Here is a 13,996-nt window from a genome sequence, read left to right on the forward strand (position 1 = left end):
GTCAAATCGGGGGCCTTTTTAGTTGCAACCCTCACGCACTCGAAACAAAGTCACGTCAACTTTAATTGGAAAGATGACTATGTTTCGTAACTTCATTTTCGCGGCCTCGGTCGCCATCGCGGCGGCCCCCGCATATGCAATTTCATTCGATGAAGCCTATCCCGACATCGCCGATCAACTGACCGAGGAAGATCGCGCGTTGGTTCAATCGCTTGATTTCATCACCGGGGACGTGGTGGTCGGTGGGAATCTCGCAACCCTGTCGCTGGATGGCAAATTCTTCTATCTGAACCCGGCCGACACCGCCCACGTATTGCAAAAGATCTGGGGAAATCCCCCCAGTGACGGTGGGCTGGGGATGGTATTCCCGGTCGAATCCTCCCCCTTACACAGCTCGGGTTGGGGAATGGAGCTCTGGTTCGAAGACATCGGCTATGTCGATGATAAAGACGCACAGGATCAGGATTATGACGCGATCCTAAAGGATCTGCAGGCAGAGGTGCGCGAAGCAAACGAATGGCGTCAGGAGAACGGATATGAATCCCTTCGCCTGATTGGTTGGGCCGAAGATCCGACCTATGACCCAGAAGCACGCGTCGTCTATTGGGCCAAAGAGCTGGAGTTTGGTGGTTCCCCTGACCACACGCTGAATTTCAACATGCGTGTTCTGGGGCGCAAGGGTGTGCTGGTTCAGAACTTCATCGCAAGCATGGACGAACTGCCATCCGTAAAGAACGCATTGCCCAGTGTGATCGCGATGACCGAATTCAACGAAGGGCATCGTTATGCCGACTTCAATCCGTCGATGGACACCGTTGCCGCTGTGGGTGTGGGCGGTCTTGTCGCTGGAAAGGTGTTGACGAAAACAGGGTTCCTGGCCGCAGGTCTTCTTCTGCTCAAAAAATTCTGGTTCGTTTTGCTGTTGCCACTTATCTGGCTGAAGAACCTGTTCACCCGAAAGCAGCAAGACTGAGCACGCAGAAGACCTGAAACCAGATTTCGGGTCTTGCCCTTTGCCCTGCAAAGCGCTATCCCGCGCGGCACGGTCGGGCTGTAGCGCAGCCTGGTAGCGCACCTGCTTCGGGAGCAGGGGGTCGGAGGTTCGAATCCTCTCAGCCCGACCATTGAAAAAGGCCCCTCGCGGGGCCTTTTGTTGTTTCAGGCGACCCCGCGCTCGCGAGTCTGCTGAAAGCTCGAAATGAAACTGATCATCCAGCGATAGAACCAATAATCGACAGAACGACGGCCACCCCCGCCGCTTTTGGTCTTATTGCGAAAACGTTGCGATGTAGGCCACGATATCATCGGCGCCCTTCCGCAGCTTAACTGACATATTGGGGCGCGCCTTAGGGTCGCCCAGATACTCACGGATAAACCCGATCGGATCCTGCGAATAGGCGCTGATGTTCTCGGTCGTCCACACCAGCCCCTCTTCGCCCGCACGGATCATATCATCCGTGAACATCCCGACCGGAAGCCGCTCGCTGCCATTGCGATAGTCACCTTCAGTTCCAGCGGCACGGCCAACGACGCCATACAGGTTCGGGCCGGTAATTCCTCCCTTCACCAGAACTTCGCCTTCAGGGCTGATAATCGCGTGGCAGGCAGAGCAGCGATTGTACATTTTCTCGCCCTTTTCGGGGTTACCTTCTGCCAGCGCCAGCGAAGGTGCCAGAAGTAGCGCTGCAAAAGCGGGAAGGAGTTTAGTCATTTTCAGGCCTCGTGTAGTGGTTATGTCACGGGTGTTACTTGACCTTAGAGTTGTGGAAATTGTCCCAAATCAAATCGCTACAGTTTTCTAGCTAAATTTGTGCAGGACTTGGAAATTCTCGGTCTGATGGTCAAAAGGATACATTCACGCGATTCCCTAGCTGCCGTCCGAGTAATTCTCGAATTCGCCTATTAGGAGATAGCGGTAACCATTCACCCTCATCCCGTGACACATTTTTGCACCAGATTGCCGGCAACTGACATGGGATTCAGATATCTTCCATCCGGAGTGCGTCAACCTATTCCCCCCTTAAAATACTGGCCCCAACCCATTCTGGAGGCACGACAAAACCAGATCCGCCTTATTTCCGCCCCATTTGGCGCACAAAGAACCCTCAATTGCGCCCAAAATCCGCCCCCTTATAAGCCGAGTTCAATAAGATGTATCTTAATGAGCCCCCGACCTCGCATTATCATAGTGGTCTATCTGGTAAACCACTCTACCTGAAACCAAGGACATGACTGTGCACGCTACGTCCAACGTTGTTGATATCCAATTGAGCGCCGTGTTTTTGTTGCGCCGTACGCTAAGCGATCGCTTGCGTTTTCTTAGCGCGCAATATCCTCGGATTGGCTTTGGAGTGTCTTTAACGACGTTCGAAGGGGAGCACTATATGCTCGCCAATGGGCGGATGGCGCTGCCAGAGAACAAGGCGGACGGCTTTCCCGCGGGCGAACAGATTGCCAAGCTCGACAATGGTCAGCGCTTTCAGACCATCAGCGTTTTTGCGGATATTCCGGAAGGTCTTCAAGACCTGGACTTTCCAGAAGGTAAGCTGATTGAGGACGTCATTGATCTTGTTGAACTGATTGATGCCCCATCTTCCCTACCGACAGGGCAATTGAACGCTGATGCGGGTCTGAACACTGTTATGAATGGCACCGAGGGTTAAATTATGGCTCGCAATATTCATCTTCTCGCCACTGGAAACGAGGCCCTGCAACCGCTGAACGATGCGTTTGGTGGCCTTAATGCGACGATCGACCAACTGACCGCGATTGCAGACGCACGCAGTTCGGCCCGTCTGGCGAAGCTGAAAACACGCATGGACGAGTTCACCGCCAACGTGACATTTGTGGGTCAGGTAAAGGCGGGTAAATCCTCGCTTGTGAACATTATGGCGGGACGTCCGGGCATGCTGCCGTCGGATGTAAACCCGTGGACCTCGGTCGCGACGACGCTGCATATGAACACGCGAACTCCGGGCGATACCAAAGCAAAATTTACTTTCTTCGATCATGACGAGTGGCAGAACCTGACAGCCGGGGGCGGACGTCTAGGTGAATTGGCCAATCGTGCTGGGGCAGATGACGAAATGGACGACATCCGCCGTCAGGTTGAGGCAATGAAGGCACGCTCGGAAGAGCGTCTGGGCAAGCATTTCGACCTGATCATGGGCCAAAGCCACTCGTATGACTATTTCGACGAAGATCTGGTTCAACGCTATGTCTGCATGGGCGACGAAGATGACCCAGATATCAGCGCCGAAAGTGGTCGTTTCGCGGATGTGACCAAAACAGCCGAGCTGTATATGGACATTCCGCAATATCCGATTGCGATCAACATCAGCGACACGCCGGGGGTGAACGATACGTTCATGGTCCGCGAGCAGATTACCCTACGCAGCCTACGTGGCTCCGAGGTCTGTGTTGTTGTCATGGCCGCAAGTCAGGCTCTGACCACGATGGATCTCGCGCTGATGCGCATGATCTCGCAGTTTGAGAATCGTCAGATCATCCTGTTCATCAACCGTATCGACGAATTGCATGACCCGGTTACCGAAGTGCCGGAAATCCGCGACCGCGTAAACGAAATGCTGAAGCAAAGCGGCATCAGCACCGATGCAGGTGTCATTTTCGGAAGCGCGCTGTGGGCCGAAGCCGCCCTGACAGGGGATTCCTCGGTTCTGAACGACGACTCGGCGGAATCGCTGAACAAGCTGTATGCTGCTGCCGGTTTTGGCAATGAAGGCGCATCGCTTGAGAAGATCTGGGCGCTGTCGGGTCTGCCCGACCTGCTGTTGGCCATCAACGAGCGGATTGCAGAGGGCGCAGGCGCACGTCTGTGCAACCGCGTCCGCAACCGCGCCCGCAACCTTGCCAGCCAAATCCGTGCGACTTCGGTTGCGAAGAACATGACGGTTTCGGGCACCATGGTGTATGACCTTGACGGCAAAACGCCCGAGGAAGCCATCCGCACCGTTGCTGACCAATATGAAACCCGCGTAGGCGATCTGACCACCAAGCTGCGCGATTCGGTTATGCAGCGTCTGGCCCGGACCGAAGAGAACTTTATCAAACGTGCCACGGCTTCGCTCATCGAGCATCTCGAGACCGCCGGAGAAGACAGCACATGGACATATGATCCGGCGGGCTTCCGCGCACTTCAGAAATCCGCTTACTTCAACTTCGCCCGCGCCATGCGTAAAGAGGTTGGCGCGCTGTATCAGTCGGCTGCACATGATGTTGAATCTGTCTATCGTAACCTGATGGGTCAACATCTGGGCGAGTTCTCGATCGAACCGCCGATCGTCCCCAACGTGCCGCCGCCCTTGGCAATCGGCCGGACCATCGCGCTAGATCTGCAAAGTACATGGTGGCGCCGCTGGTGGCAGCGTCGTAAGGGGGCTGCATCCTATGCGGCTGATTACACCAGCCTTGTAGCTTCGGAAGCGAAGTCGATCACTAAGGATATTGAAGAAAACCAGATTGCCGCCGTGTTGGAAAACGTCCGCGCCGGTCTGGCCGAATTCATGGTCGAGCAGCAGGAGACTCTGCTTGGGATTTCGCGCAACGCGCAGCAGGCACAGTTGGATGCAGACGCACTGAAAGCAGCAGGCTTGCAGACGACGAAATCTCCGGACGAGCTTTTGGGTGACATCCTAAAAGATCTGGGCACCGAGGCGGCCTAAGACAGATGACAGAACAGAACTCTCCGCGCGTTGTTACTGCCGATCAATGGAAGCGTTTGAAGCGCTGGTCGCATCGTAAGCCCGTCTTCGCTTTGATGGGCGAATTCAGCGCAGGCAAGTCGACACTTCTGAACTTCCTTTTGAAGCGTAACACGCTGCCCACGCAGGTCACAGCGACCCAGTTGCCACCGATCTGGTTCTCGTGGGGCAACAAACCTGCCTATGTCCAGAAACTGGATGGCAGCCGCGAAGAAATCGACCTTGCCAAAATCGGAGAGATTGGTGTTCAGGGTGCGCATTTCGTACGCATCTATCTGGAAGCTGAAATTCTTGAAGCTGTCGACCTGATCGACACCCCAGGCATTTCGGACCCCAAGATCTCGTCCGACGTTTGGCAACGCGCAGTCGGTCAAGCCAATGGCGTCTTGTGGTGTACCCACGCGACGCAAGCGTGGCGCGAAACCGAGCGTGCGACTTGGGCATCGCTGCCCAAACGTCTGCGCCAAAACTCGATCCTGCTGGTCACCCGCGCTGATGCCTTGAAAGAGACAGACCGGAACAAGGTCCTGCGTCGTATCAATCGCGAAGCCGGCGACATGTTCCGCAACATGATCTCGATCTCGGCGCGCGATGCGATCCTTGCCCGCGACAACCCCGAGCATGCCAATCTGTGGGAAAGCAGTGGCGGTGGTAAGCTGGTCGACAATTTCCTGGAAATCACTGCCGACATCATGCAGGCGCGTGCCACTATGCTGGCGCGCTATCAAGCGGATGGCACAAACGCCCAGCCGGAAAGCAATGCGCTTCAGTTGGGTGGCGAGACGTCGACGCGCGTCTGGGCAGCCCCGGTTCTTTCCACAACGGAAGAGCCGCAGGTCGCAGCGACACCCGAACCAACACCGGCCCCAGCGCCAACGCCGGCAAGCCCTGCGATACGTCAACCTATTCATGCTCGGGCCCCTGAGGCGACACCGGAACCCACAGCAGCAGCATCGGTGCAAGCGTCAGAGCCGGTTGTAACGCATGAACCAGCGCCTGGTCCTGCGCCAGCACCCGCGGCAGAAAGCGCGCCGCAGGCAGATGGAAATGTTGTCAGTATTCGCCCGGCACGCCCACGCCGCACGCTCCAAACACGTGACGTAAGCTCTTCGCGCCAGCGCATTGACGCCGACGAGGCCGACAAGCTGCGCGCTCAGGTCCATGCGGACAATCAAGAAGACCACGATCTTCAGGGCCTGAAATCGGTATTCGACATGCCGTCGACACCCGAGGAGCCGACCCCTGCGGTCGAAGTAGACCCCATTCAAGAAGCTGTTGAGCTGGTTGACGAGGTCGCCTCGGCACCTGAAGTAGTCGAGGTAGCTGCGGAAGCCGACACAGACGATGCTGCCGAGGTTGATCTGGGTCTTCCATCCGCTTTGGCTGGCATCCGTGCCGCGCTGGATTCGTCCGAAGTCGAACCAGCCACACCCGCGCCCGAGCCGGCGCCAGAACCCACTCCTGAGGTTGCCGAACAGTCGGACGCGACAGGGGACATTCTGCCGGATCTTCGTGCTGCTTTAGCGCAGGAAACCGCTGCAGATGACACCCCAGCCGAGCCTGAAGTTGCGACTGCAGCGCCACCGGTGCCTCATGACGAAAATGGTCTTTTGACCTCGATCGGTGGACTGATGTCGGACACGGCAGAGACGGAACCGGCCAACGATGATGTAATCGAACCCGCCTCCACGTCTGCGACCGCTGAACCGATCGCTTTGCCCCCCGCCTCCACGCTTTTCAGCATGCCGGACACGGATCCGCTAAGCGCGGCTGATGCATGGGCCGAACATCTCTCGACTCTTGAACACATTCACGATCCATCGGCGTTGCTTAACGCCTTCCAAGAGTTCCTGACCCGCTTCGACATGCGCGCCCGCGCGCATCACGAGAAACAATCCGAAGGCGCACTTGAGGCGCTCAGTGGCGCGGGTGCTGATAGCGATACCGTCTGGCACGTACTGTAATGCAAATGCTTCAATCTGATATGGCAGGTGACACACCAGTGTCGCTTGATGATGCGCTTACGGCAGCAATGCAGAGCGTTCCAAACTGTGTGGCCGCTGGCTATATCGACATGCAGACAGGGTTCCTTCTGGGCCTTGAAGGGCGTGACGATGACAGCATGGCTGCGCTAGAAAACATGTCGACCTCGATTGCGAACCTGATCCTTGGACAAGGCATAAGTGCTTTTGAAAAATTGCTGTCTAGTGGCGAAGAATCACAGGGCTCGGGATTCGGCGAGATAGCAATCTATTCCGGCGACCGCCTTTACCTGCTTCTCAGACGTGCTGATCAGCCTGATCATGTGGTCTGTTTTGTTTCAAAAGGGCACACGAATGTCGGTCTGGCCTTGGCCAAATCCACATCGAAAATGAATATGATTTCGGCTGCGGTCTAGGCGGGAAACAGGTTATGAACCAAGCAGATATCATCGACCGCCTCGAGCAAATCGCCGAAGGCGCAATCGCAAGGCGCGGGCGTTCTATCGCGCTGAAGCAGGACACGGCGGACGCGCGCAGACACGCCGCGGTTGCCGGCCTGCAGGCAACCATCTTGCCCCGTTTCGTGCGCTTTTCGAACGCGCAAAACGACTCGGCTACGCTGTCGGTCAACAACGGTCGCGTGGCTGAAATCACTGATGTGACAATCAACGGGACCATAGAAAACCTTGCTGATGCGACGGCCCTACAGATAGCCGAGGTGCTGATGAAAGTTTGTACCAGAGAGGGCGTTGAGCTGGACAGCTCAGCCCCGAATGACGCGGATGATATCGCAACGAAGGGCATCTATGCCTCTGATATCAAAGCGGCTTTCGAAGAGATTTCGGTGGATGCTCCTGCGGAAGAACAGGCGCCTGTCCAAGAAACGGCCACGCCGGAGGAGCCCCCGACTGTAGCGCCCCCCCCTCCGCCAGAACCCGAGGAATCCCCTGCAGAACCTGAGAAAGCAGCTGGCAAATCGGTCTCGGGTCTTGCCGCCGACTTCTTTGCCAGCGTGACGAAAATCGGCGACCAGCGTGTATTGGTCGCGCACGATGACAAATCGGTGGCTGGTCCAGACGGAATACTGACGCAGAACATTGATGTGGTGCAACAACTGATGGATGACTTGTCCGCATGGGAAGACGATAGCGATCATGGAGGCACCGCGCCTCAATTGGTGATAATGCGCTCCCAAAGCCAAGACATGCCAAGCCTGACAATTTGTCGAGATTCGGACGCGACAGCCATGACAGCACACCCTACCCGAAAGCTCGGTTCTGTTGTCCAATTGTGGAAAACTTTGACAACGCAACAAAAATCCAGCTGAATACGGCTATAGATTGAAATGTTGTTACGACCGCCTTGCGAGGTGAGATGCTTTGAAAAGTGATTTGGATGTCAATTGATGGATGAGGCCCGTCGACAGGAATTAATTCGGATCGCCGAACAGATGGCGCAAACGGCAAGCGATGACGCGCAGCCGTTCATCGCGCGTATTTTGACCGATTTGAAAGCCCTGAAGCCTAGCATAGCCTTTGTCGGCCAGATCAAGGCCGGCAAATCACGGTTGATTAACGGCTTTACTGGTCAGGCGAATTTCTTGCCATCAGACGTGAATCCGTGGACCACAGTGGTAACGGACATGCATTTCGGGCACCCCTCCGGCCGCGCCAAGGGCGGCGTCTTCCACTTCTTCGACAACGACCAGTGGCAGGCATTGCTGTCAGAAGGTGACGAAATTCGCGGTCTGCTACCCGATAGTGAAGACGATTATAAACGCCAGATCATCGAAGAGCAGATCGAGGCGATGAAAACGCGCGCTAAGGCTCGGTTAGGTGAGCGCTATGAAGATCTGCTGGGCACGTCGCACGATCTGGAAGACATGACGCAAAGCGATTTGGCCCGTTATGTTAGCGCCGGAGCCGATCCCGAGGATGAGGGCGAGGAACGCGACGAGCACACCGCGCCCTATTTCAGCGACCTGACCCGAAAGGCCGAGGTCTTTTTTGAACAGGGTCTGTTCCCCTTCCCGCTGACCGTCACCGACACTCCGGGTATCAACGACCCGCTCCTGATCCGGGAAGAGATCTCGCATCAATATTTGCGCAATTCGGATTTCTTCGTGGTTGTTATGTCGGCACACCAGGCGTTGTCGCAGGCCGACCTTAAACTGTTTCGCTTGATGCAGGCACTTGAGCTTGGCCAGATGGTTGTCTTCGTGAACCGCGTAGACGAGCTGAATCGCGGTGTCGAGGATGCTGTATCTGTGCATGCCGATGTGCGAGCTGGGCTTGAGCGAGCTCTGGGTAGCAGCCAGATGCCCGTCATCATGGGAAGCGCGCAATGGGCCCATTATGCGCTGACAGGCGAAAGTAACGGCATTGATCATGATCAGATTTTGGCCTGGCTGAAAGCGCACCCACAAAAGATGCAACGGTTTCTGGAGGAGATTGAGCGCCTGAAGAAAACACGGCCGGAAGGTGCTGCTGAAAGCGCCCTGCGCCTTGCGGCCATGATCGCGTCGGGCCTGCCGGATTTGCGCAGCCATGTGATCCGTGAAATCTCAGACGGGCCGCGTGCCGAACGCATTCACATTGCCGCGCAGCATCTGCGCAGTTTCGCCGCCAGCGAGCTGGAGCGCCGCCGTGTGCATCTGAAGCTGGTGGATGATGATGATGGTGACAACGATTTCGTGCAGATGGAAGACTCTATTCGTTCGCAGCTAAGTCAGATGATCATCGACGCCAAGGATCAACTGAATACCCATGCCGAACAAAGCACCGAAGCATTGAGGCAAACACTGAATATTACGGTGCGCGATATGGTGTCGGACGTAGTTCAGGGTCGCGATGGCGTTTCGCCCTTGTTGGATCCCGGCGGCGCTACCGAACTTGATTTCAGCAACCTGCGCCTGTCGATGCGTAACCAGCTTCTGGAAGTGGCAAAGTCTCAGTGCCAAAGCATGTTGAACGAGCTATACACCGTTGACATGAAATCTAACGCGGCTCTTGTGGAACGCGGAAGCGAGGACGAAGACACGCCCCTCAGCGTGGATACAAGTGCACTGCGCTGGTACCGCCCGGACACCAGCGCTTTGACCCGTGGCATCACGGTTGAACTTCGCATCTCGTGGCTGGCGCGCCTGTTGAAACAACAATCCGTGGTCGCACGCGCTGAGCAAATGATCACCCGTGAGTTCCAGTCCATCGCATCTGATCTGGTGGATCGATTCCATTCCGACCTGGCAGAACGGCTCACGACAGTCATCGATCACCACCTTGCAGTTCTGGCTACGCGCTTCGAAGAACTGACTGATGATGAAACCGCATCTAGACCTGATGCACATGCCGCATTAGAAAACGCCAAGAGACTTTCAAATGAGCTGGAAGAGCTATTCGACGTGGGCGAAGAGCTTGAACAGCGACTCGAGGCGGCCACGTGATTAACTTTCCAGAAACAAACGAAGTGCTTGGAAATCTGAACGAGTTTCTTTCCAAGACAGAGGCCGCGCCCAGCTCGGCCCCGTTGGATGCAATGCGGGCACAAGCGCAGGCACATATCGACCAGCTAGAAAGCGCCGTCACAATCGGTTTTGCCGGCGAGTTTGGCGCGGGTAAGTCCAGCTTAGCCAACATGCTAGCCGGCACCGACATCCTGCCCACAGGTCCGCAGCACCTGAAACTGCCCCTAGTCATCGTTAAGTATGCTGCAGAACCAGAAACCTCGGTCGGCTGGTGGGATAGGCCTGCGGATAGTACTCTTGGAATTGATTTGGAAAAGGCCGCCGAGCATTCACCGGATTTCATCTCGATTGGCCTTCCATCAGAGGCCCTGCAGGAGTTGGTTCTGTTTGATCTGCCGGGCGCGGGCGCGTTGGATGAAAGCTACAAGCAGACGCTCGAGCTGCTGAAGTTCGTCGATTGCGCGATTTGGTGCACCAACGGCACCAATCCCTGGCGCGAGACTGAACGCTTCCTATGGTCGCATGTCTCGCCCGACCTGCATGAAAACAGCTTGCTGGCTGTAACCCACACAGACCTACCGACCGTACAAGAAACACTGGCACGCCTCGTTCCGCATTTGAAGCGCGACAGCGAAGGGATGTTTCAGGCCGTAGTACCAATCGCCACTCCCGTCGCTGCACAAGCCATGGCAAACGAACCCGAGCCGGATTTCGAGCTTTGGTCTTCTTGCGGTGGCGCTGATCTGGCGCAATGTGTTCTGGATCTGGCTGCCACGCACAAAGCGCGAGATCTAGAGAAAGCCAAGGCGGATTGGGAAGCAACACTCGCTCCTGCGCTTGTGGCGTTGGCTCCGACACAGGCCGCGACAGAGCCGGAACCTGAAGAAGCCCCTGCCCCCGCGCCAGAACCTCCCGCTGGATCCGCAAAGGCATCCCAAGCCGACACCGCCCCCCTTTCCAATGCACTCCTCGACGAATGGAAGAGCGAGATTCGCTCGCTGACAAACGAACTTCGCGCCTCGCCGGACATCGAACCGACCGAGCTATTGCGCTTGTGTCAGGAGCTGGTTGATGACTTCACCCAGAAGTTGGAACCTGGCAGCAGCGTCGATTCATCCGCCGATTGGATCGTGGGCGAATTTGAAAACGCTTCGGATCTATTGACGTTAATGCAGTTCGAGGACACGCCAAACGCATCTGAAACTGTATTGAGCATCCTGACGCAGCTCACTGACAATCTGTCGTGGTCTGGAACGCGCGCAGATGACGGCTAGTCAAGACTTATCCACAGAATCACGTCAACCAAGCTAAGAATCATTCAGCCAACCGGGCACAAATTCTTTTCATCTTGTGTAATTGATCAAGGATTCTGTGCACGCAAACATATGGCGCACGCCTATATCTTCTCCGTTTGAGCAACAAAGCCACTACGCGGCCAGATTTGTCGCGTTGAGTCATAGCGAAGCCATGCGCCCGCCACAGTTTGGTCTCAATTCATAAGTCTAACTTTCAGGCATCAGGGGTTGCATTTACCATCACAATAAAGGCCAAAAGGTCAGATGTATCCCTCGGTAGTAATTGAGACACGCAGGTAAGACTAAATGAGCCAGAATCAGGCCTCGGGGCACGATGTTGAAAACCCCCAAATTGAAGCCTTGCAGCCCGGTGAGAAATTGCTGCGCGGCCAGTACGAGATTCTAAGCTTCCTGAACAATGGTGGTTTTGGCGTCACCTACCTTGCACGCGACAGTTTAGACCGGAATGTTGTCATTAAGGAATGCTTCCCAAGCGCGCTTTGCCGCCGCGATGGCAGCAAGGTTGAAGCTGTTGACCCAGCCTATGCGGAAGACCTGCGCTCGATCATTGATTTGTTCATTCAGGAAGCCCGCAACCACGCACGTCTTGTTCACCCGAACATTGTGAACGTGCATCAGGTTTTCGAGGACAATCAGACCGCCTATATCGCGATGGATCTAATCAACGGCGGCGACTTGCTGGATTATATTCAAGATGACCGCAACGACGCCTCGCCGGACTTTATTGTAAAAGTCACCGAGAAGATGCTGTCCGCTGTATCATTCATCCATGAAAACGGGATGCTGCACCGCGACATCTCGCCCGACAACATCCTGATCGATGAGCATGGCGAACCTGTGCTGATCGACTTCGGCGCAGCCCGCGAACAGGCCGCAAACCGTTCCGCCGCCCTGCTGACTTTGCGTGTCATCAAAGACGGCTACTCGCCGCATGAATTTTATGCCCGTGGTGCCGATCAAGACGAAACCAGCGACCTGTATGTGCTGGCAGCGACCCTGTATCACGCCATCAGCGGCGAGCGCCCGATCGACGGAAAATCGCGCTTGGACGCGTTCAACGCAGGCAGGGACGATCCCTATGTTCCGCTTGCCGGTCGTTTCGCAGGATATCCCATCGGCTTCTTGGAAGCGCTGGACAAAGCGATGGAAGTTCACGTCGTCGACCGCGTGCAATCTGCGCTTGAATGGCTGCGCATGTTCCGTGGCCCGGCTGTTGTGTTCGAAGAGTTCGGCTATCGCCCCAGCTCGGTCATCGTGGCACTTGAACGCCCCGAAGATGACACGCGGGTCAAAACCGAAAATGCAGAAGCTTTGGTCACCGCTCTGCTGGCCAGCGAAGAAGATGTCGCAACGGCTGCACAGTCCGAAGGCCTGACGTCTTCTGCTGACCCAGACGCTGAGTCCAGCGACGAACCAGCGGTTACGGTCGTTAAAAGCGGTTCGGGCGGCAGCAGCAAAGCCATCATCGGTATCGTTGCACTTCTGGCGCTTGCCGCTGGTGGGTACTTCGCGTTTAGCGGATCGGGCAGCGACGGCGGAGAGACCGTCGAAGTTGCCGAGGTCACCCCGGCACCGGTTGCTCCGGCAGTTGCCGAAGAAGCCGAACCTGAAGTGGAAGCCGTCGCCGAACCTGAGCCTGTCGTAGAAGAGGCTGCCCCGGTTGCGGAAGAGGTGGTTGAAGAACCCGCCCTCGTCGAGGAAGAAGCGACCGAAACCGCCGCAGCTGAACCCGAGGCCGTTGCCGAAGAAACAGCTGAAGAGGCAGCTCCAGCACCTGTCACCACCGATCCTGCAAACCTGCTGCAAAACCAGATCGCCTTTGGGCACTGGGATGTCGAGATCCCCTTCGCCACCAGCACGCGCCGCCTGTCGATTGGCCAAGCCGTTGCAATCACAGGAATTGACCCCAATCGTGACATGTCAATCATCGGTGACTGGGTGCGCCGTGGGGCAATCATATTCTCGGTCAACGGCAAGTCTGTTACTGACAGTGCAAGCTTCGCAACCCGCATTCTTAACGATGTAAAAGTGGACCCTGACGGCTATATCCGCGTCGCGGCGCGGTATCGTCCGGCGGGCAGCCCGCGCGCCCTGAACGGTCTTTTGGCTCTGCCTGCTATCCGATTCTTCGGGTTGGAAAATGGGCTTACCCTGACCGGGCACAATGCCGACAACGGCGACTGGGCCCTACAGGTCACCCGTGTATCCGACGATTTTAAAGATGATCTGCGTGAAGGCGATATCTTGCTGTCCGAAAACGTAACTGGCCAGCAACTCAACGCCATCGAAAGCCTTGACCGCGTTCTTGAAACCCTTGCCGCTGACGGTGTGTCTCAGGCACGCCTGACCGTGTTGCGTAACGGCGGCGAGGTTCAGGTTCCTATGCAACTTGCTGAGGAATCTTGATACGTATCATTCACTGACTGCCAGAATGTGTTCTCTGCGGGCCAGTTGGTTCCGGGCGGATGTTGGATCCGCTGCAGTGCTTAACAAGTATCTGAGTACCTGAAAACT

10 protein-coding genes and 1 tRNA gene are annotated in these 13,996 nt (G+C 56.1%); 10 read left to right on the forward strand and 1 reads right to left on the reverse strand.

All coding sequences use genetic code 11. The annotated features are described in order from the left end of the window. Positions 1–73 precede the first annotated feature (73 nt). Positions 74–973, forward strand: a complete 900-nt coding sequence (locus FIL88_RS12045) for a DUF2167 domain-containing protein (RefSeq protein WP_221931149.1) — start codon at positions 74–76, stop codon at positions 971–973. A 74-nt stretch (positions 974–1,047) separates the two neighbouring features. Continuing rightward, positions 1,048–1,124, forward strand: a tRNA-Pro gene (locus tag FIL88_RS12050). A gap of 143 nt (positions 1,125–1,267) precedes the next feature. Here FIL88_RS12050 and FIL88_RS12055 read toward each other — a convergent pair. Further along, a complete protein-coding gene (locus FIL88_RS12055) occupies positions 1,268–1,711 on the reverse strand; it encodes a c-type cytochrome (protein ID WP_142854124.1) in 444 nt (147 codons plus the stop codon). A gap of 517 nt (positions 1,712–2,228) precedes the next feature. Here FIL88_RS12055 and FIL88_RS12060 point away from each other — a divergent pair. From FIL88_RS12060 to FIL88_RS12095, 8 genes are all read left to right on the forward strand, one after another. Beyond that, a complete protein-coding gene (locus FIL88_RS12060) occupies positions 2,229–2,663 on the forward strand; it encodes a hypothetical protein (RefSeq protein WP_185960928.1) in 435 nt (144 codons plus the stop codon). A 3-nt stretch (positions 2,664–2,666) separates the two neighbouring features. Further along, on the forward strand, positions 2,667–4,682 hold the full coding sequence (locus tag FIL88_RS12065; RefSeq protein WP_142854126.1) for a dynamin family protein: 2,016 nt from the start codon (positions 2,667–2,669) through the stop codon (positions 4,680–4,682). Between the two features lie 5 nt (positions 4,683–4,687). After that, the gene (locus FIL88_RS12070; protein ID WP_142854127.1) at positions 4,688–6,685 is read left to right on the forward strand and encodes a dynamin family protein; all 1,998 of its coding nucleotides are present in this window, start codon (positions 4,688–4,690) and stop codon (positions 6,683–6,685) included. A gap of 5 nt (positions 6,686–6,690) precedes the next feature. Next, on the forward strand, positions 6,691–7,119 hold the full coding sequence (locus FIL88_RS12075; protein ID WP_142854128.1) for a hypothetical protein: 429 nt from the start codon (positions 6,691–6,693) through the stop codon (positions 7,117–7,119). A gap of 14 nt (positions 7,120–7,133) precedes the next feature. Then, complete coding sequence (locus FIL88_RS12080) at positions 7,134–8,030, forward strand: hypothetical protein (protein WP_142854129.1); 897 nt, start codon at positions 7,134–7,136, stop codon at positions 8,028–8,030. 78 nt (positions 8,031–8,108) lie between these two features. Further along, the gene (locus FIL88_RS12085; protein ID WP_142854130.1) at positions 8,109–10,145 is read left to right on the forward strand and encodes a dynamin family protein; all 2,037 of its coding nucleotides are present in this window, start codon (positions 8,109–8,111) and stop codon (positions 10,143–10,145) included. Continuing rightward, positions 10,142–11,440, forward strand: a complete 1,299-nt coding sequence (locus tag FIL88_RS12090) for a dynamin family protein (protein WP_142854131.1) — start codon at positions 10,142–10,144, stop codon at positions 11,438–11,440. The genes FIL88_RS12085 and FIL88_RS12090 overlap by 4 nt, the downstream gene beginning before the upstream one ends. A gap of 327 nt (positions 11,441–11,767) precedes the next feature. Then, positions 11,768–13,888, forward strand: coding sequence for a serine/threonine-protein kinase (locus FIL88_RS12095; protein WP_142854132.1), 2,121 nt, complete (start codon positions 11,768–11,770; stop codon positions 13,886–13,888). The last annotated feature ends 108 nt before the right edge of the window (positions 13,889–13,996 follow it).

It is taken from the genome of Aliiroseovarius halocynthiae (assembly GCF_007004645.1).
Classification (GTDB): Bacteria; Pseudomonadota; Alphaproteobacteria; order Rhodobacterales; family Rhodobacteraceae; genus Aliiroseovarius; species Aliiroseovarius halocynthiae.